Below are 18,783 nucleotides of genomic sequence, written 5' to 3' on the forward strand. Positions count from 1 at the left end.
CCGGAGACAGGGAAAAGGGGACGGCGAGATGACCACAACGGCCGCACTGCCAACGGTGCGCCTGCCGGTGGTCGATCGGATCCGGGGATCACCCGGAGATGTCGTCGTCACCCACCATGTCTGGACTCCTCTGCGAAGGATCACTGCCGCGGCCACCGTACCAGGCACCGCGAGGCCGCCCGAAAGGGTTTTCCGCCGCCGCGAGGGCCCGTGGCCCCGTGCGGCGGCGGGCGCGCTTCAGAGCACCATGTCCCACGCCAGGCAGGTGAGGATCTCCCCGGCCCCGGCGGTGCCGGCGTCGCGCTCCGGGTCCCTCGACGACCCCCGCGCCATCAGGGCGGCACTGCGCGAGGCCGCGGAGAACCTTCTGGCGGCATGACCGCGGATGATCCGCTGCGCCCCAATGGGGGCTGGTGGCGGCCCCGCCGCGCAGATAGGTTCGGCCCGACCTTTCGACACCCAAGGGGAGGGCCCATGCGCAAGGGCAAGAGGAGACTGCTGACGCTCGCCGTACTGTTATGTGCGACGAGCGTCAGCGCACCGGCAGGGGCGGCCACCGCCGCCGGACCGGGCGGCCCGGACATCAAGGACCGGATCCTCGCGATCCCCGGGATGCGCCTGATCGAGGAGAAGCCGGTCGACGGCTACCGCTACTTCGTCCTCGACTACACCCAGCCGGTCGACCACCGGCACCCGGAGAAGGGCACGTTCCAGCAGCGGCTGACCCTGCTGCACAAGTCGGTGGACCGCCCCACGGTGTTCTTCACCTCCGGCTACAACGTCAGCACCACCCCGTCCCGCAGCGAGCCCACCAAGATCGTCGACGGTAACCAGGTCTCCCTGGAGTACCGTTACTTCACCCCGTCCCGCCCGGTGCCCACCGACTGGAAGAAGCTGGACATCCAGCAGGCCGCCACCGACCAGCACCGCATCTTCCAGGCGCTGCACACGCTCTACCCCAAGAACTGGATCGCCACCGGTGGCAGCAAGGGCGGCATGACGGCCACCTACTACCGCCGTTTCTTCCCGCACGACATGAACGGCACCGTCGCCTACGTCGCCCCCAACAACACCGACCGCGACGACACCGCCGCCTACGACCGCTTCTTCGCGACCGTCGGCACCCCCGAGTGCCGCGCCGCCGTCGGGAAGGTCGAGCGCGAGGCGCTGCTCCGCCGCGACGAGATGGTCAACCGCTACGAGAAGTGGGCCGGCGAGAACAAGCGCACCTTCACCCTCGTCGGCAACGCCGACCGGGCCTACGAAGTCCTCGTCACCGACCTGGTCTTCGGCTTCTGGCAGTACCAGCCCGCCGAGACCGCCTGCGCGGAGGTGCCCGCGCCCACCGTCACCACCGACGCCCTGTGGACTTGGATCGACAAGGTCGGCGGCTTCGACTCCTACACCGACCAGGGCATGGAGAAGTTCCAGCCGTACTACTACCAGGCGGGCACCCAGCTCGGTGAGCCCAAGTACCACTACCCCAACCTGCGCGGCCTGTTGCGCTACCCGGGTATCAACAACTCCCGCAGCTTCGTGCCCCGCGAGATCCCGATGCGGTTCGACCGGCGCGCCATGCCGGACGTCGACCGCTGGGTCCGGCACCACGCCACGCAGATGATGTTCGTCAACGGGCAGTTCGACCCGTGGAGCGCCAAGCACTTCGAACTCGGCCGCGGCGCCAAGGACTCGTACCTCTTCACCGTCCCCGGCGGCAACCACGGCGCCAACATCGCCAAGCTCAAGGACGCCGACCGCACCAAGGCCACCGCCGAACTCCTCGGCTGGGCCGGCCTGCCGGTGCCCGCGGGCGGCCGGGCCGTCGCCCAGGCCCCGGACAACAACGCCCTCGACCGGCCCGAGCTCTCCCCGCACATGACCCTGCGGCCGTAGGCCCGTACCGCGTCGCATCCGGGGCGCCCCGTGTGCGACGTGCTGCGCCGGGTGTGCGCCCTCCGTCCGAGCGGAGGGCGCACACCCACCGGGCCCCGATGCCCCGGCTTCAGTACCGCAGCCCGTGTCCGATCTGGTACAGCGCGGTCTGCGGCGCGTCCGCGCGCATTATCGGCACCGGCAGCCGGCCCACCGGAGCCCGCCGCCCGGCGATCACCCGGGCCGCCGCCCGCAGTTCCACATCGGTCCACGAGTAGCTCGCCAGCGCCGCCGGCACCTCGTCCAACAGGGCGATGTCGTACGGATTGCGGACCGCCAGCTGCACCACCGGCTTCCCCGTGGCCAGCAGCTCCGCGACCAACGTCCGTTGCGCCGACGACGCGGTGACGTCGTACGTGGCCACCACCACCGCGTCCCGCCCGGCCAGCGCCCGCCGCGCCCGGGCGATCACCGCCCGGGACGGCGCCATCCCGGTGGACAGCGCGGTGGCCTCGAAGCCCAGCCGGGTCAGCTCCTCGGCCAGCACCCCGGTGGGCGGGCCGCCGGTGCCGGACGGCGCGTCCGGGTCCACCCCCACCACCAGCAGCCGGCCGGTCCGCCGCCGGGACAGCGGCAGCAGCCCGTCGTCGTTCCGCAACAACGTCGTGGTGCGGTCCGCGATCCGGTCCGCGGCGGCGCGGTGGGCCCGCACCCCCACCACCCGGTCCACCTGCTGCCGGGAGGTGTACGGGGCGGCGAACAGCCCCCGGCGCTCCTTCAGCAGCAGGATCCGCAGCAGCTTGGCGTCGATCTCCCGCTCGTCCAGCTCCCCGTCCCGCAGCGCCCGGACGACCGCGCCGTGCGCGACGGACAGGTCCGGCGGGTTCAGCAGCTGGTCCACCCCGGCCTTCAGCGCCAGCACCGGCACCCGGTGGTCCCCGTATTTCACCCGGACGCCCTCCATGCCCAGCGAATCGGTCACCACCACCCCGTCGTAACCGAGGCGCTCCCGCAGGATCCCGGTCACGATCGGACGGGACAGGGTCGCCGGGTCGCCACTGGGGTCGAGGGCCGGCACCACGATGTGCGCCGTCATCACCGAGTCGATCCCGGCGGCGATCGCCGCCTTGAAGGGCGGCGCGTCCAGCCGCTCCCACTCCTGGGCGGAGTGGTGGATGTACGGCAGCCCGATGTGGCTGTCGGTGTCGGTGTCGCCGTGCCCGGGGAAGTGCTTGGCGCAGGCCGCCACGCCCGCGCCCTGGTAGCCGTGCACCTGGGCCGCGACCATACGGGCCACGGCCTGCGGGTCGGCCCCGAAGGACCGTACGCCGATGACCGGGTTGGCGGGGTTCACATTGACGTCGGCGTCCGGCGCGTAGTCCTGCCGGACGCCCATCGCGAGCAGCTCCTGCCCGGAGATCCGCCCGGCCGTGCGGGCGTCCTCGACGGAGCCGCCGGCGCCCAGCGCCATCGCCCCGGGAAGCAGCGTCGCCGGCGCCCCGATCCGCGCCACTATCCCGTGCTCCTGGTCCGTGGAGATCAGCACCGGGACGGGGACCCGCAGGTCGGCGGCGGCCTCCTGGATGCCGTTGGACAGCTCGGCGACCTGGTACGGGTCGCGGGTGTTGTGCGCCCAGCCGAAGTAGATGATCCCGCCGACGTGGTACGCGGCGATCAGCTCGGCGGCGTTGGAGACGCCGAGCTCCTTGCGGTTGGCCTCGGCGTCGGCCGGGTCGGGGTCGGTCGCGGAGTGCCCGTAGACCCGCATCACGAAGAGCTGCCCGGCCTTCTCCTCCGGTGTCATCCGGGAGACGAGCCGGCGCAGCCGGTCCAGGGTGGCGCGCGAGGGCGGTGCGGTGGGGGAGGGGGCGGCGTGCGCGGCGTCGGTGCCCAGGGTGGCGGCCGCGGCCGCCGCGGCGGCGGTGGTCAGGACGGTACGTCTGGAGTGCATCTGCGCTCCTTCCGGGGGGCTTCCTCGAACATGTGAAGGAAACTTCCAAGGAGACACGGATAGCCGGAAAACACCTGCCGGTCAACGACGGCGCAGCACGGCGCCGCCCAGCGATTGCGGGCCGGGCCGCGGTGTGGTGCGGGCCCCCGCGGCGCGGCGGCCGGGGCCCGGCCGGGGCGAGGGCGAAAGCCGCCCCGGACGTCCGCCGGAGGGGCGCCCGGCCGGTCAGCCGCCGCCCGCGGCCCCGCCCCGGCTGCCGTGCCCGTCCCGCCCGTCGGTCCCGTCGAGCAGCCGCGCCAGGTAGGCCCGGCCCGCCGTCAGCAGTCCCGGGAGCTGCGCCGCCCGCGGATACCACCGCTTCTCGTACTCCCAGCACAGCCACCCGCCGGCCCCCGGCCCGAGCGCCGCCACCACCTCCGGCAGCGGCAGCACCCCCGCCCCCAGCCGAAGCGGCGTCAGATCAGCTGCCGACGCCACGTCCTTGACCTGCACATACCCCAGATGCCGGCCCAGCGCGGCCCGGGTCACCGCGGGCGCCTCCCCACCCAGCCAGCTGTGCAGCACGTCCCACACCGCCCCCACGTGCGGATCGTCCACCGCCTCCAGGATCCGGGCCGCCGCCACACCGGTGCGGTGCGAGTCATGGGTCTCCAGCAGCACCCGCACCCCGCGCTCCGCGGCCAGCGGCGCCACCGCGGCCAGCCGCCGGACCGCGTCCGCCTCCGCCCGCTCCGCCGGACGGCCGCCGCCACCGGGGAAGACCCGGACGTACCGGGCCCCCACATCGGCGGCCAGCAGCACCAGTTCGGCCAGCTCGTGCGCCAGCTCCGCCTCCGCCGCGGCGTCGGAACACTCCGCCGCGACCTTCGCGTACCCGGCGACGGTCAGGACCTCCACGCCCGCGTCGGCGAACTGGCCGCGCACCGCCGCCCGTTCCCGTACACCCAGCAGCGGATGCACCGGCTCCTCGGGGTGCGCCCGCAGCTCCACCCCCTGATAGCCGCACGCCACGGCCAGCCGCACCACGTCGCCCACCGGCATCCCCGGCACCCCGAGGGTGGCGAACGCCGGCCGCATCCCCCTCGGGGCGTCGACGACGCACTCCCGCTCCGCCACCGCCATCACACCCTCCCGAACGCCTCAACGACCGCCGAGCGGCACCCTTGTTGGCGACCTGCCACGCAGGCTAGCGTCCCTCTCGGGGAAAGCGCTCACCGTCCACAGGCACCCCTCCGCCGTACTGCCCCGCACCCATCCCACCCGCCGAGCGCGAGAGAGGTCGGGCCGTGACCCGCAGGACCGTACGCATCGCCATGAACGGCGTGACCGGGCGCATGGGCCACCACCAGCATCTGGTCCGCTCCCTCCTGGCCCTACGCGACCAGGGCGGACTCCCGCTGGACGACGGCACGGTGATCTGGCCGGAACCGGTGCTCGTCGGTCGTTCCGCGCCGCGGGTCCGGGCGCTGGCCGACCGGCACGGCCTCACCTGGAGCACCGACCTCGACGCCGTCCTCGCCGACGACGACATCGAGATCTACTTCGACGCCCAGGTCACCGCCGCCCGCGAGCCGGCGGTGCGGAAAGCGATCGCCGCCGGGAAGCACCTCTACGTGGAGAAGCCCACCGCCACCGGCCTGGCCGGAGCCCTGGCCCTCGCCCGGCTCGCCCAGGAGGCCGGCGTCAAACACGGCGTCGTCCAGGACAAGCTCTTCCTGCCCGGACTACGCAAACTGCGCCGCCTCCTGGACGGCGGCTTCTTCGGCCGGGTCCTGTCCGTGCGGGGCGAGTTCGGCTACTGGGTCTTCGAGGGCGACTGGCAGCCGGCCCAGCGCCCCTCCTGGAACTACCGCGCCGAGGACGGCGGCGGCATCGCGTCCGACATGTTCCCGCACTGGGAGTACGTGCTGCACGAGCTGTTCGGGCCGGTCCGCGCCGTCCAGGCCCGGGTGGCCACCCACCTCCCGCGCCGCCGGGACGAGTCCGGTGCCCCCTACGAGGCCACCGCCGACGACGCGGCCTACGCCCTCTTCGAACTCGACGGCGGCGTCCTCGCCCAGATCAACTCCTCCTGGGCGGTCCGGGTGCACCGCGACGAACTGCTGGAGTTCCAGGTCGACGGCACCGAGGGGTCCGCCGTCGCCGGGCTGCGCCGCTGCCGCGTCCAGCACCGCGCCACCACCCCCAAACCCGTCTGGAACCCCGACCTGCCGTCCACCGAGCCGTTCCGCGACCAGTGGCAGGAGGTGCCCGACAACGCCGAGTTCGACAACGCCTTCAAGGCGCAGTGGGAGCTCTTCCTCCGGCACGTGGTCGCCGACGGTCCCTGGCACTGGGACCTCTGGGCGGGCGCCCGCGGCGTCCAACTCGCCGAACTGGGCCTGTGCTCCTCGGCGGAGGGCCGCCGGCTGCCCGTACCGGAGCTGACCCGGTGACCGTCCCGGCACCCCAGGCCCCCTCCGGGAGGACCCCGCAGCCGCGCTCCCGCAGGGTCTTCGCCGCCGCCCACGTGGTCGCCGACCCGCGTGCCGACACCACCCCCGACGGCCCGGCCGCCCTCGACTGGGAGGCCACCCTCGCCTTCCGCCACCACCTCTGGGCGCACGGGCTGGGCGTGGCCGAGGCGATGGACACCGCGCAGCGCGGCATGGGCCTGGACTGGCCGTGCGCCGCCGAACTGATCCGCCGCACGGCCGCCGAGGCCCGCGCGGTCGGCGGACGCCTGGCCTGCGGCACCGGCACCGATCAACTCCCGGCGGCCGGAGCCACGTTGGCGGAGGTCCGGGCCGCCTACGAGGAACAGCTCGCCCTGGCCGAGGACGCCGGGGCCCAGCCCGTCCTGCTGGCCTCCCGTCAGCTCGCCGCGCTCGGCGCCGGCCCGGACACCTACCGCGACCTCTACGGGCACCTGTTGCGCCAGACCACCCGACCGGTGATCCTGCACTGGCTCGGCCCGATGTTCGACCCGGCGCTGGCCGGCTACTGGGGCGGCCCGGACCTCGACGCCGCCACCGAGACGCTCCTCGGCATCATCGCCGACAACCCCGGTGCGGTGGACGGCGTCAAGGTCTCCCTCCTGGACGCCTCCCGGGAAGTCCGGCTGCGCCGCAGGCTCCCCCGAGGAGTGCGCTGCTACACGGGCGACGACTTCCACTACCCGGAACTCATCGCCGGCGACGCCCACGGCTTCAGCGACGCCCTGCTGGGCGTCTTCGACCCGCTCGCCCCGCTGGCCGCCGCGGCGGTCCGCCGCCTGGACGCCGACGACCCGGCCGGCTTCCGCGCCGTCCTGGACCCGACCGTCCCCCTGGCCCGTCACCTCTTCCGGCGCCCCACCCGCTACTACAAGACCGGCGTGGTGCTGCTCGCCTGGTTGGCCGGGCACCAGTCCCACTTCACCATGGTCGGCGGCCTGCAGGCGGCCCGCTCCCTGCCCCACCTGCGTCGCGCCCACGAACTCGCCGCCGCCCTCGGCCTGTTCCCCGACCCGGACCTGGCCGCCGCGCGGATGCGCGCCCTGCTGGCCGTCCACGGCGCCGAGGAGGCGAGCGCCCCGTGACGAGCAGCGAGGCGCCCCTCCTCGCCCGCCTGAGCCTCAACCAGGAGACCATCCGCCAGTGGTCACTGCCCGAACTGGCCGACGGCTGCGCCCGGGCGGGCCTGCGGGGCGTCGGCCTGTGGCGGGCACCGGTGCGCGCCTACGGGCCGGGGGCCGCCGCCCGCCTCGTACGGGACGCCGGGCTGGCCGTCACCAGCCTGTGCCGGGGCGGCTTCTTCACCGCCGAGGACCCGGCGGAGCGCAGGGCGGCCCTGGCGGACAACCGGGCCGCCGTGGAGGAGGCCGCGACCCTCGGCACCGGCACCCTGGTCCTGGTCTCGGGCGGGCTGCCGCCCGGCAGCCGGGACCTCCCCGGCGCCCGGGAGCGGGTCGCCGACGCGCTCGCCGAACTGGCCCCGTACGCCGCCGAACGGGGCGTCCGGCTGGCCCTGGAACCGCTGCACCCGATGTACGCGGCGGACCGGTGCGTGGTCTCCACCCTCGCCCAGGCCCTTGATCTGGCCGAGCGGTTCCCCGCCGACCAGGTGGGCGTGGTGGTGGACACCTACCACCTGTGGTGGGACGACACCCTCGACGCCCAGCTCGCCCGGGCCGGCGGCACGGCCCCCACCACGGGCGCGGAGGCCGTGCCCGGCAGGATCGCCGCCTTCCAGCTCGCCGACTGGATCACGCCGCTCCCGGAGGGCGTCCTGCTGGGGCGGGGGCAGTTGGGCGACGGCGCGGTGGACCTGCGCCGGTTCCGTGCGCGCGTCGACGCGGCCGGCTACCGGGGCCCGATCGAGGTGGAGATCTTCAACCCGTCCCTGTGGTCCCGCGACGGCGCCGAGGTCCTCACGGAGGTCATCGCCCGCTTCACCGCCCACGTCGCCTGACCCGTGCCGCGCGCCGTGCGGCCCCCGCCGCGCCCGTCGCGCTGTCACCCCTCGGCGGTACCGTCGGGGCATGGTCAACGCAGCCGTGCTGGAAGGGGTCCTCGAGCGGATCACCTATGCCAACGAGGAGAACGGTTACACGGTCGCCCGGGTCGACACGGGCCGCGGCTCCGGGGAGCTGCTGACCGTCGTCGGCGCCCTGTTGGGGGCGCAGCCGGGGGAGTCGCTCCGGATGGAGGGCCGCTGGGGCTCCCACCCCCAGTACGGCAAGCAGTTCACGGTCGACAACTACACCACCGTGCTGCCCGCCACCGTCCAGGGCATCCGACGCTATCTGGGCTCGGGCCTCATCAAGGGCATCGGCCCCCGGATCGCCGACCGCATCACCGAGCACTTCGGCATCGACACCCTCGACGTGATCGAGAGCGACCCCGGCCGGCTGATCGAGGTTCCCGGGTTGGGCCCCAAGCGCACCAAGCTGATCGGCGCCGCCTGGGAGGAGCAGAAGGCCATCAAGGAGGTCATGGTCTTCCTCCAGGGCGTCGGCGTGTCCACCTCCATCGCCGTGCGGATCTACAAGAAGTACGGCGACGCGTCGATCTCCGTGGTGAAGAACCAGCCCTACCGCCTGGCCGCCGACGTCTGGGGCATCGGCTTCCTGACCGCCGACCGCATCGCCCAGTCGGTGGGCATCCCGCACGACAGCCCGGACCGGGTCAAGTCCGGCCTCCAGTACGCCCTGTCGCAGTCCACGGACCAGGGCCACTGCTTCCTTCCCGAGGAGCAACTGATCGCGGATGCGGTGAAGTTGCTCCAGGTGGACACCGGCCTGGTCATCGACTGCCTGGCCGAGCTGGCCGCGGACCCGGAGGGCGTGGTGCGGGAGAAGGTTCCCGGCCCGGAGGACGGTGCTCCGCTCACCGCGGTCTATCTGGTGCCGTTCCACCGCGCCGAGCTCTCCCTGGCCGGGCGGCTGACCCGGTTGCTGCGCACCGACGAGGACCGGATGCCCGCCTTCCAGGACGTGGACTGGGACAAGGCGCTCGCGTGGCTGGCGCGGCGCACGGGGGCGCAGCTGGCCCCCGAGCAGCAGGCCGCCGTCCGGCTGGCGCTGACCAGCAAGGTCGCGGTGCTCACGGGCGGTCCGGGCTGCGGCAAGTCGTTCACCGTCCGCTCGGTGGTCGAGCTGGCCCGCGCCAAGCAGGCCACGGTGGTGCTGGCGGCGCCCACGGGCCGGGCGGCCAAGCGGCTGGCGGAGCTGACCGGGGCGGACGCCTCCACCGTCCACCGCCTGCTGGAGCTCAAACCGGGCAGGGACGCCGCCTACGACGCGGACCGCCCGCTGGACGCCGATCTGGTGGTGGTCGACGAGGCGTCGATGCTCGACCTGCTGCTGGCGAACAAGCTCGTCAAGGCGGTGCCGCCGGGCGCCCATCTGCTGCTGGTGGGGGATGTCGACCAGCTGCCGTCGGTGGGCGCCGGCGAGGTGCTGCGCGATCTGCTGGCCGAGTCGGGGCCCGGTCGGGGCGGCCGGGTGCCGGCCGTCCGGCTGACCAAGATCTTCCGCCAGGCCCAGCAGTCCGGCGTGGTCACCAACGCGCACCGCATCAATTCCGGCGTCCCCCCGCTGACCAGCGGTCTTGCCGATTTCTTCCTGTTCCCCGAGGAGGACGCGGAGGAGGCCGCCCGGCTGACGGTGGACGTGGTCGCGCGCCGCATCCCGGCGAAGTTCGACCTCGACCCGCGCCGGGACGTCCAGGTGCTGGCCCCGATGCACCGCGGCCCGGCCGGCGCGGGGGCGCTCAACGGCCTGCTCCAGCAGGCGGTGACCCCGGCCCGCCCGGATCTGCCGGAGCGCCGTTTCGGCGGCCGGGTCTTCCGCGTCGGCGACAAGGTCACCCAGATCCGGAACAACTACGAGAAGGGCCTCAACGGCGTCTTCAACGGCACGGTGGGGGTGGTCACCGCCCTGGACACCGTCGAGCAGCGCCTGACGGTCCTCACGGACGAGGACGAGGAGGTGCCGTACGACTTCGATGAACTGGACGAACTCGCCCACGCCTACGCGGTGACGATCCATCGCTCCCAGGGGAGCGAGTATCCGGCGGTGGTGATTCCGGTCACCACCAGCGCCTGGATGATGCTCCAGCGCAACCTGCTCTATACGGCCGTGACCCGGGCGAAACGCCTGGTGGTGCTGGTCGGCTCCCGCAGGGCCCTCGGGCAGGCCGTACGCACGGTATCCGCCGGTCGGAGGCACACCGCGTTGGATCACCGGCTCGCCGGAGCGATCTGAGGTCGCCCCTCTTTCCCAATCGGGGCGAAGGGGAGCAGGATGGACTCCAACGCGGCACTGAGTGCCGCGATAAGGCCCTATGGCCGACCCCGAGTGCACATCCAACGTCCAAATGGGGGAAGGTATAGGCAGTCAGGGCACCTCGAAGAAGAGGCACAACGTCGGTGAGGGATGACGTGAGCGACAACTCTGTAGTACTGCGTTACGGGGACGGCGAATACAGCTACCCGGTCGTCGACAGCACGGTCGGCGACAAGGGCTTCGACATCTCGAAGCTGCGCGCCCAGACCGGTCTGGTGACCCTGGATTCCGGTTACGGCAACACCGCGGCATATAAATCCGCGGTCACCTATCTCGACGGTGAAAAGGGCATCCTTCGTTACCGCGGCTACCCGATCGAGCAGCTCGCGGAGCGCAGCACGTTCGTCGAGACCGCGTACCTCCTCATCAACGGTGAGCTGCCCACCGTCGACGAGCTGGCGAACTTCAAGCAGGACATCACGTACCACACCCTGCTCCACGAGGACGTCAAGCGCTTCTACGACGGCTTCCCCCGGGACGCCCACCCGATGGCGATGCTGTCGTCCGTGGTCAGCGCACTGTCGACGTTCTACCAGGACAGCCACAACCCGTTCGACGAGCGGCAGCGGCACATCTCCACGATCCGCCTGCTGGCCAAGCTTCCGACCATTGCGGCCTACGCCTACAAGAAGATGGTCGGCCACCCGGTCGTCTACCCGAGCAACGACCTCGGCTACGTCGAGAACTTCCTGCGGATGACCTTCTCGGTCCCCGCCGCCGAGTACGAGCTGGACCCGGTCGTGGTCAGCGCGCTCGACAAGCTGCTGATCCTGCACGCGGACCACGAGCAGAACTGTTCGACCTCCACCGTGCGCCTGGTCGGCTCCTCGCAGGCGAACCTCTTCGCCTCGATCTCGGCCGGCATCAACGCCCTCTGGGGCCCGCTGCACGGCGGCGCCAACCAGTCGGTGCTGGAGATGCTGGAGGGCATCCGGGACGCCGGCGGCGACGTCGACACCTTCATCCGCAAGGTGAAGAACAAGGAAGACGGCGTGAAGCTCATGGGCTTCGGGCACCGCGTCTACAAGAACTTCGACCCCCGGGCGAAGATCATCAAGGCGGCGGCGCACGACGTCCTCTCGGCGCTGGGCAAGGAGGACGAGCTCCTCGACATCGCCCTCAAGCTCGAAGAGCACGCGCTGGCCGACGACTACTTCGTCGAGCGCAAGCTCTACCCGAACGTCGACTTCTACACCGGTCTGATCTACCGGGCGATGGGCTTCCCGACCGAGATGTTCACCGTGCTCTTCGCGCTCGGCCGGCTGCCCGGCTGGATCGCCCAGTGGCACGAGATGATCACCGAGCCCGGTTCCCGCATCGGCCGTCCGCGGCAGGTCTACACCGGCGTCGTCGAGCGCGACTTCGTGCCCGTCCAGGAGCGCTGACCCCGGCCACCACGGAGCGGTCGGATCAGCGCCGACCGCTGCCCACTGGTGATCGATAATCGCGTAAACGCATCGCCGGGCCCTGTGCGACCTGCGCCGCGGCGCGTGCGGACAGACGAAAGCGCCCCGCCTCCGGATCCCCCCACGGGTCCAGAGTGCGGGGCGCTTCCCATGTCCCGGTGCGGATTCCCCCCACGGGATCCGGCCGGGCGTTCCGGGTTGCACCGCGCTCTGCCGGGACGCGCACATTCGGGAGGGCCGCTCAAAGCTCCCCGGGCGCGTCGCCCCGGCCAACGCGGAGCCGGGCGCGGTCCCCCAAGACCTTGCACGGCTGTCGCAGTGCAAGCCCCGCCGGGGTGCCTGCACTGCCCGGTTAGACTCGCCACCCCCCTCAATGGTTACGTTCCGAAGAGTGTGATCTGAGTCTCATGCCATATGGGGGCGAATGCGGTCAAGGGCTTCCTTTTGTAGATCGGCGCCCTGAGGTATGGGTGTTGTGTCGGTTGTAAAAGCGATGTGAAGTTTCGTGGCCGCCCCCCGAAGTTGTGGCCGTTCGCCGCTGATCGTCCGGTCTGCGGCGATTACCGTCGGTGTCCGCGGTGGGGCGGCCGCCCTCCTCGAAACGCGCGAGGCGCAGGTCGTCCCGCCGGAGCGGGCACGTCCTGCGCCTCGTGAAGGTATCGCGAAAGCCGCCGGGCCGGAATCAGGCCCGACCCACCAGCTCGTAGCCCGCCTCGTCCACCGCCGCGCGCACCGCAGTCTCGTCCAGCGGGGCCTGCGAGGTGACGGTCACCAGGCCGGTCGCCGCGACCGCCTGCACCGAGCTCACCCCGGCGATCTCGCCGATCTCGGACGACACCGCGCCCTCGCAGTGTCCGCAGGTCATGCCGGTGACCTTGTAGGTGGTGGTCACCGCGCCGACCTGGACGGCGGTGCCGCCACTGCTGTTGCAGGAGCCTTCAGGGGTGCAGCAGGAGCTGTTCTCGGCCATGGGATTCTCCTCGTGGTGCCGTATATGCCGCCATGCGCCGGTATGGGCGATGTGGCCGTTGCGCTCAGTGTGGTGCCCAAGTGGCCCGTGGGAGCGCGATGGCGGCCGGTGTCGTCCTTCCGACTTTCGTCACTCTATACCCCCTAGGGGTATAGATCCAGTCCCGGGTGTCCCGAACCGCACGCGTTGCCGCCCATCCCGTCACGCGTCAGCCTGGATACGGACTCGGGGAGCGGATCCGAGGAGGCGGCCGGATGGACGGCATACTCGCCCTCTACGGCCTGCTGGCGCTCACCACCCTGCCGCCACTGGTCCCCAACTCCGGCCTGCTGGTCTCCGCCGGCGTCCTCGCCTCCGACGGGCGTGCCTCCCTCCCGTTCATCCTGGCGACCGTCGCCGGCAGTGCCTTCCTCGGTGACGTGCTGATGTACCTCGCCGCACGGCGGTTCGGCGGCCCCGTCCGCGCCTGGATGTCGCGCCGCCCGCACCGCCGGGCGGCACTCGAATGGACCTCCCGGCGGATCCGGCGTTACGGGGCGCCCTTCGTGGTCGCCGTACGGTTCCTGCCCAGTGGGCGGATCGCCGGCGCGCTGGCCTCCGGAGTACTGCGCTACCCGCTGCGCAAATACCTGATCGGCGCCGGTCTCGCCGAGTCGCTGTGGACGGCCTACTCGATCGGCCTCGGCTACCTCGGCAGCGCCGCCGCCGGGAATCGCCTCTGCGCCGCCGGCATCGGCCTCTCGGTCTCCGCCCTCGTCGCCGCCGCCGGCGCCGCGGTCCAATGGGTCACCCACCGTCGCGCGTTGCACACCAGAGCCGGCCACCGGGCCCGCGGCGAACCGCCGTGCCCCGACCGCGGAATCGGCTGCGAGGTCGGCTGCGAGGTCGGACGGGAAGAGGGCGATGACCAGGCGTCATCCACCGCGGCGGTGTGACTGTCAGTGGTCGCGCCTAGCGTTGGGGTCATGACGACGGAACGGAAGTCCCAAGCGCCGCACGCCGCACGGCAGGCCGCACCGCAGGTGCGGATCGAGCCCTGGACGGACGCCGGCCTCGACCTGCTGCGCCGGGCCAACGCCCCCGAGATGACCCGGCACTTGGGCGGCCCCGAGGCCGAGGAGCAAGTCGCCCGGCGCCATCGCCGCTACCTCGCCGGCGAAGGACCGGGCCGGATGTACCGCGTCCTGCTCCTGCCGGAGGGCGAGGCCGTCGGCACGGTCGGCTTCTGGGAGACGCAATGGCAGGGCGAGGCGGTCTACGAGGCGGGTTGGGGTGTGCTCCCCGGGTTCCAGGGCCGTGGCATCGCCGTGGCCGCGGTCCGGCAGGTCCTCGCGGAGGCCGCCGCCGAAGGCCGGCACCGCACCGTCCACGCCTTCCCCTCCGTGGCCAACGCCGCGTCGAACGCGGTGTGCCGCAAGGCCGGCTTCACCCTCAGAGGGGAGTGCGACGTCGAGTACCCCAAGGGCCATTTCATACGGGCCAACGAGTGGCGGACGGCGCTGCCGGAGGGGGCGGGTGGAGCCAGGGCGCGCTGACGCCACCGCATCACTCGTCTTCGTCGCGCTGTCCGCGCTACTCGTCCTCGTCGCCCCGTCCCCATCGCCCCACCCGCATCGCTCGTCCCCATCGCCCGTCCATATCGCCCCGTCCGTATGGCGCGTCCTCTTCAGCGCAGCAGGTCGATACTGGCCAGGGCCGTGAAGACGAGCACCAGCCGCTCGAAGACGCCCTGGTCGATGCGGTGCACCAGCGCTCGCCCGACACCCGCACCGGCGACCACGGCGAGCGCCAGCAACCCGTCCAGCGCGAGCCCGTCCGCCGTGATCAACCCCAGTCCCACGCTGAATGGCACCTTGACGAGATTGACGATCAGGAAGAACCACGCACCGGTGCCCAGGAACCCGAGCACCCCGAAACCGGACGAGAGGAGGTACAGCGACATCGCCGGCCCCCCGGCGTTGGCGACCATGGTGGCGAACCCGGCGACCAGCCCGAAGAACACCGTCCGCAAACGATGTCGACGGACCGTCGGAGGGCCCTCGGCGCCGCCTGGCCGCCCCCGGTCCCGCCGGTCCTCGCCCTGCTCCGACCCCTGCTCGGGCGCCCGAGCCCGGGAGCGGCAGCGGGCCCGGGCCCGCTGCCACCCGTGGTGCACCGCGACCGTCAACAACAGCACGCCGATGGTGCGCCGCATGACCACATCGCTGGTCCGCGCGACGAACACCACCCCGAGCACCAACCCGGCCGCCACCGACGGCAGCAGCCGGAGCAGCACGGCCCGGTCGGCGTGCCCGCGATAGGCACGGACGGCCAGCACATCGCCCACGAGCAGCAGTGGAAGGAGGACACCGGTGGACTCCCTGGCCGGGAGCACGGCCGTGAAGAGGGCCACGCTCAGCGTCGCCACGCCACTGACGGCGGTCTTGGAGACCCCCACCAGCAGCGCGGCGAGCACCAGTGCCACGAACGGCAGCACGCCCAACTCCGCCCCGGGGCCGGCCGCCAGCCGCTGCGCCATGACGCCGGCGCCGGTCACGCCGCGGGCGCCGCCCCGCCGTCCTCCCAGGCCCGGACGTCCGCGACGGCCACCGGCCGACCGGTCCGCCGCGAGCGGTCGCACGCCTCCGCGACGTACAGCGCCTCCAGCGCCTCGGCCGGGGTGCAGGGGCTGGGCGCATGGCCCGCGGCCACCTCGACGAAGACCGCCAGCTCGGTCACGTACGCGTCGTGGAACCGCTCCATGAACGTGGCGTACGGGGCGTCCGCCCGCTGCCAGGACAGCCTGGTCTCCGCGGACGGCAGCGGTGCCCGGTCGTCCAGGCCGACGTACCGGGCGCCCTTGGAGCCGCAGACCTCCAGTCGGACGTCATGGCCCGCGCCGTTGTAGCGGGTCGCGGTGACCGTGGCCAGGGTGTCGTCGTCGAAGCGCAGCAGCGCGGCGCAGGTGTCGACGTCGTCGCCCTCGGCGAAGAAGTCCGCGCCGCGGTTGGCGCCCTGGGCGTAGACCGAGACCACCTCGCGGCCGGTCAGCCAGCGCATGATGTCGAAGTCGTGGATGCTGCAGTCCCGGAACAGCCCGCCGGAGGTGGGGATGAAGGCCGCCGGCGGCGGCGACTGGTCGCTGGTGCAGGCGCGCAGGGTGTGCAGCCAGCCCAGTTCGCCGGAGCGCAACGCCTCACGGGCGGCGCGATACCCGGCGTCGAACCGCCGCTGGAAGCCGATCTGCACGGGCACGGTGCCGGCTTCGGCGCGTTCCACGACGGCGCGGGTGCCCGGCACGTCCAGCGCCACCGGCTTCTCGCAGAAGACCGGCACACCGGCGTCCAGGGCCTGGTGGATCAGTGCGGCGTGCGCGCTGGTCGCGGCGGTGATCACCACCGCGTCCACGCCCGCGGCGTACATCGCCTCGATGCTGTCGGCGGCCCGTACGCCCAGGCTGTCGGCGAGTGCGGTGGCCCGTGCGGGGTCCGCGTCGGCGACCACGAGCCCGGTGACACCGGGGACCTTCAGCAGGGTCGCGGCATGGAACGCACCGATGCGCCCGGTGCCGATGAGGCCGATCTTCATGGGGGTTCCCTTCGGTGGCGGGGTGGCGGGGTGGCGGGAGGTGGGAGGCGGGTGGGGAGGGGGAGGGGGAGGGGGAGGGGGAGTGCCGAGGGGCCGGGGTTAAGGGGGCCGGCCGGGGCAGCGTCGGGGGCCGTGTCCGGAGGGGGTGCCGCGGGTGGGGCGGGCGGGCTTCCGGAAGGGGTGGGGCAGCAAGGGGTGGGGCAGCGAACGGGGGCGGTCGGGATCCGGGCGTAGGAGTTGGAACGGTCCAAGTGCTGCGTCTCCGGCACCCTGCATGTCCGTATGTCCGGATGTCAACCCCTCGGCGGCAGCCAACTCTGCGCACCAGCGCCACCGCCACCGCCACCGCCACCGCCAGCGCCAGCGCCAGCGCCAGCGCCAGCACCGGCACCGGCACCGGCGCTGGCGCTGGCGATGGTGGCGCCAGTGGTGGCCGTGGTGATGGCAATGGTGATGGCGGTGCTGAAGGTGAAGGTGCTCGCATTGACGGCCACTCGACCCAGTGGAAGGATTTCCAGTCATGGAACGGTCCAATGACTCGCCGGGCGAGCCTCCCAAGGAGCGCTCCGGTGCAGACCGGCCTCCGACGATCCGTGGTGTCGCCGAGCGCGCCGGTGTCTCCAAATCGCTGGTGTCGCTCGTCCTCCAGGGCTCACCCCGGGTCAGCGACGCCAAGCGGCAGGCCGTCCTGGAGGCCATCGACGAACTGGGCTACCGGCCCAACGCCGCCGCCCGCAGTCTGGTCGCCCGGCGCACGCACACCATCGGCGTCCTGCTGAACGACATGCGCAACCCGTGGTTCGTGGACGTCCTCGACGGCCTCAACTCCCTGTTGCACGCCCACGGCCTGCGGATGCTGATGGCCGACGGCCGGCTGGACCGGCGTACCGGCCAGGAGTTCGCCCGCGCCTTCCAGGAGCTCCGGGTCGACGGCCTGGTGGTCGTCGGCACCCTCCCGGACACCACGGGGCTCGCCGAGGTCGCCGAGCGGCTGCCGACCGTCATCGCCGGCAACCACGAACCCCGGCTGCCGCGGGCCGACATCGTCGCCAACGACGACGAGCGCGGCGCCCGCCTCGCCACCGAGCACCTCATCGGCCTCGGGCACCGCAAAATCGCCCATCTCGCAGGTCAAGGGCTGGTCGGCGAGCTGCGCCGGCGTGGCTTCGAGGCCGCGATGCGCGACCACGGGCTGGCCGCGCACGCCGTGGTGGAGAGCGGCGACGGGACGGAGGAGGGCGGCTACCGCGCCGCCGTACGACTGCTCAGCCCGGCCCGTGGCGGTCGCCGCCCCACCGCGGTCTTCGCGTTCAACGACCTCTCCGGCATCGGCGTGCTGTCCGCCGCCGGGGAACTGGGCCTCGACGTGCCCGCCGACCTCTCCCTCGTCGGCTACGACAACACCTACCTCTCCCGCATCCGCCACCTCTGGCTGAACTCCGTGAACAACGCCAGCCATGAGGTCGGCCGTCGCGCCGCACGCTGCCTGCTGGACCGGATGGCGCACCCCGACGCACCCGCCGACCATCAACTCGTCACCCCGGAACTGGAGATCAGGGGCTCGACGGCGCCGCCGTGGGACGGCGTCGAGGCGGCGCCGTAACAGAGCAGGTGGCGGGGCGTGGGCCGGCGGGGCCCGGGCGTAGCCCGGCGGTCCTGGCGGATGCCGGGCCGTGCCCGCCGACTCAGGCGCTCACTGCCGTCCGCGATAGCCCGGGCGCTGCGCCACCCAGGCTCTGACGGTATCGGCGAACCAGTACGGTTTGCCGCCCTCCACCAGATCTGGATCCGGTAGCAAGCCGTGCTTGCGGTAGGAACGCACGGTGTCCGGCTGCACCTGGATATGGGCGGCGATCTCCTTGTACGACCAGAGCCTTCGATCGGTCATCTCTGCGCACCTCCTTGGCGCCGCACGCAGGTCGGCCCGGCGAGCCGGCGGAGGGCTGCGTACGGCGGGGCGATCACTCACCCTGTGCCGGGACAACGACGGTGAGTGATCGTCGGCGAGGGGCTGTTGAAGGGCTGTGACGGAAGGCCCGCGCAACGGTGACAGCCGTGACAGGGGTGGGACGGAATTAATCTCAACGGGACGAACCGGACGGGCCGTCGCCGCCCGCCGGCCCGAACGTCGGCCGCCACGCGGCGAGGTGGCGGCCGATCCCCGTCAGGGACCGACCGCCACCTCGTGGTACGGCGTCAGGGACGCCTC

15 protein-coding genes are annotated in these 18,783 nt (G+C 72.5%); 9 read left to right on the forward strand and 6 right to left on the reverse strand.

The genetic code is table 11. The annotated features are described in order from the left end of the window. Positions 1-474: 474 nt before the first annotated feature. Positions 475-1,893 carry a S28 family serine protease gene (locus SNOUR_RS25455; protein ID WP_067351325.1) on the forward strand — a complete coding sequence of 473 codons (1,419 nt, stop codon included), beginning with the start codon at positions 475-477 and terminating at the stop codon, positions 1,891-1,893. Between the two features lie 109 nt (positions 1,894-2,002). Here SNOUR_RS25455 and SNOUR_RS25460 read toward each other — a convergent pair whose 3' ends face one another. Then, a complete protein-coding gene (locus SNOUR_RS25460) occupies positions 2,003-3,823 on the reverse strand; it encodes a glycoside hydrolase family 3 protein (protein WP_067351329.1) in 1,821 nt (606 codons plus the stop codon). A gap of 225 nt (positions 3,824-4,048) precedes the next feature. Further along, a complete protein-coding gene (locus SNOUR_RS25465; protein WP_067358750.1) occupies positions 4,049-4,900 on the reverse strand; it encodes a sugar phosphate isomerase/epimerase family protein in 852 nt (283 codons plus the stop codon). A 209-nt stretch (positions 4,901-5,109) separates the two neighbouring features. Between SNOUR_RS25465 and SNOUR_RS25470 the strand changes: the two genes are divergently transcribed. From SNOUR_RS25470 to SNOUR_RS25490, 5 genes are all read left to right on the forward strand, one after another. Beyond that, positions 5,110-6,258: a Gfo/Idh/MocA family protein gene (locus SNOUR_RS25470; RefSeq protein WP_067351332.1), complete on the forward strand. Its 1,149-nt coding sequence runs from the start codon at positions 5,110-5,112 to the stop codon at positions 6,256-6,258. Further along, positions 6,255-7,382, forward strand: coding sequence for a dihydrodipicolinate synthase family protein (locus SNOUR_RS25475; protein WP_067351335.1), 1,128 nt, complete (start codon positions 6,255-6,257; stop codon positions 7,380-7,382). The genes SNOUR_RS25470 and SNOUR_RS25475 overlap by 4 nt, the downstream gene beginning before the upstream one ends. After that, positions 7,379-8,254 (forward strand): sugar phosphate isomerase/epimerase family protein, encoded by an 876-nt coding sequence (locus tag SNOUR_RS25480; RefSeq protein WP_067351338.1) that lies wholly within the window; start codon positions 7,379-7,381, stop codon positions 8,252-8,254. The genes SNOUR_RS25475 and SNOUR_RS25480 overlap by 4 nt, the downstream gene beginning before the upstream one ends. Positions 8,255-8,324: 70 nt before the next feature. Further along, positions 8,325-10,550 carry an SF1B family DNA helicase RecD2 gene (gene recD2 / locus SNOUR_RS25485; RefSeq protein WP_067351341.1) on the forward strand — a complete coding sequence of 742 codons (2,226 nt, stop codon included), beginning with the start codon at positions 8,325-8,327 and terminating at the stop codon, positions 10,548-10,550. A 176-nt stretch (positions 10,551-10,726) separates the two neighbouring features. Then, a complete protein-coding gene (locus SNOUR_RS25490) occupies positions 10,727-12,016 on the forward strand; it encodes a citrate synthase (RefSeq protein WP_067351343.1) in 1,290 nt (429 codons plus the stop codon). Between the two features lie 703 nt (positions 12,017-12,719). On the opposite strand, the gene SNOUR_RS25495 is transcribed toward SNOUR_RS25490, so the two are convergent. Beyond that, positions 12,720-13,007: a heavy-metal-associated domain-containing protein gene (locus SNOUR_RS25495; protein ID WP_067351346.1), complete on the reverse strand. Its 288-nt coding sequence runs from the start codon at positions 13,005-13,007 to the stop codon at positions 12,720-12,722. 254 nt (positions 13,008-13,261) lie between these two features. On the opposite strand from SNOUR_RS25495, the gene SNOUR_RS25500 reads away from it, so the two are divergent. Together SNOUR_RS25500 and SNOUR_RS25505 are read left to right on the forward strand one after the other, a co-directional pair. Then, the gene (locus tag SNOUR_RS25500) at positions 13,262-13,942 is read left to right on the forward strand and encodes a DedA family protein (protein WP_067351348.1); all 681 of its coding nucleotides are present in this window, start codon (positions 13,262-13,264) and stop codon (positions 13,940-13,942) included. A gap of 30 nt (positions 13,943-13,972) precedes the next feature. After that, positions 13,973-14,542 carry a GNAT family N-acetyltransferase gene (locus tag SNOUR_RS25505; RefSeq protein WP_067351349.1) on the forward strand — a complete coding sequence of 190 codons (570 nt, stop codon included), beginning with the start codon at positions 13,973-13,975 and terminating at the stop codon, positions 14,540-14,542. A 131-nt stretch (positions 14,543-14,673) separates the two neighbouring features. Here SNOUR_RS25505 and SNOUR_RS25510 read toward each other — a convergent pair whose 3' ends face one another. Further along, a complete protein-coding gene (locus SNOUR_RS25510; protein WP_067358752.1) occupies positions 14,674-15,525 on the reverse strand; it encodes a TSUP family transporter in 852 nt (283 codons plus the stop codon). 14 nt (positions 15,526-15,539) lie between these two features. Next, a complete protein-coding gene (locus SNOUR_RS25515; RefSeq protein ID WP_067351352.1) occupies positions 15,540-16,574 on the reverse strand; it encodes a Gfo/Idh/MocA family protein in 1,035 nt (344 codons plus the stop codon). A 520-nt stretch (positions 16,575-17,094) separates the two neighbouring features. On the opposite strand from SNOUR_RS25515, the gene SNOUR_RS25520 reads away from it, so the two are divergent. After that, on the forward strand, positions 17,095-18,177 hold the full coding sequence (locus SNOUR_RS25520; protein WP_067351355.1) for a LacI family DNA-binding transcriptional regulator: 1,083 nt from the start codon (positions 17,095-17,097) through the stop codon (positions 18,175-18,177). A 90-nt stretch (positions 18,178-18,267) separates the two neighbouring features. On the opposite strand, the gene SNOUR_RS25525 is transcribed toward SNOUR_RS25520, so the two are convergent. After that, positions 18,268-18,462: a MerR family transcriptional regulator gene (locus SNOUR_RS25525; RefSeq protein ID WP_067351358.1), complete on the reverse strand. Its 195-nt coding sequence runs from the start codon at positions 18,460-18,462 to the stop codon at positions 18,268-18,270. Positions 18,463-18,783 lie beyond the last annotated feature (321 nt).

The sequence above is a fragment of the Streptomyces noursei ATCC 11455 genome, assembly GCF_001704275.1.
GTDB classification, from domain to species: Bacteria; Actinomycetota; Actinomycetes; order Streptomycetales; family Streptomycetaceae; genus Streptomyces; species Streptomyces noursei.

What these genes read in the sequence shown, in the direction of transcription:
- SNOUR_RS25455 (WP_067351325.1), top strand. Translation starts at nt 475, where the DNA reads ATGCGCAAGGGCAAGAGGAGACTGCTGACGCTCGCCGTACTGTTATGT.
- SNOUR_RS25460 (WP_067351329.1), bottom strand. Translation starts at nt 3,823, where the DNA reads ATGCACTCCAGACGTACCGTCCTGACCACCGCCGCCGCGGCGGCCGCG.
- SNOUR_RS25465 (WP_067358750.1), bottom strand. Translation starts at nt 4,900, where the DNA reads ATGCGGCCGGCGTTCGCCACCCTCGGGGTGCCGGGGATGCCGGTGGGC.
- recD2 (WP_067351341.1), top strand. Translation starts at nt 8,325, where the DNA reads ATGGTCAACGCAGCCGTGCTGGAAGGGGTCCTCGAGCGGATCACCTAT.
- SNOUR_RS25495 (WP_067351346.1), bottom strand. Translation starts at nt 13,007, where the DNA reads ATGGCCGAGAACAGCTCCTGCTGCACCCCTGAAGGCTCCTGCAACAGC.
- SNOUR_RS25500 (WP_067351348.1), top strand. Translation starts at nt 13,262, where the DNA reads ATGGACGGCATACTCGCCCTCTACGGCCTGCTGGCGCTCACCACCCTG.
- SNOUR_RS25505 (WP_067351349.1), top strand. Translation starts at nt 13,973, where the DNA reads ATGACGACGGAACGGAAGTCCCAAGCGCCGCACGCCGCACGGCAGGCC.
- SNOUR_RS25510 (WP_067358752.1), bottom strand. Translation starts at nt 15,525, where the DNA reads ATGGCGCAGCGGCTGGCGGCCGGCCCCGGGGCGGAGTTGGGCGTGCTG.
- SNOUR_RS25515 (WP_067351352.1), bottom strand. Translation starts at nt 16,574, where the DNA reads ATGAAGATCGGCCTCATCGGCACCGGGCGCATCGGTGCGTTCCATGCC.
- SNOUR_RS25520 (WP_067351355.1), top strand. Translation starts at nt 17,095, where the DNA reads ATGGAACGGTCCAATGACTCGCCGGGCGAGCCTCCCAAGGAGCGCTCC.
- SNOUR_RS25525 (WP_067351358.1), bottom strand. Translation starts at nt 18,462, where the DNA reads ATGACCGATCGAAGGCTCTGGTCGTACAAGGAGATCGCCGCCCATATC.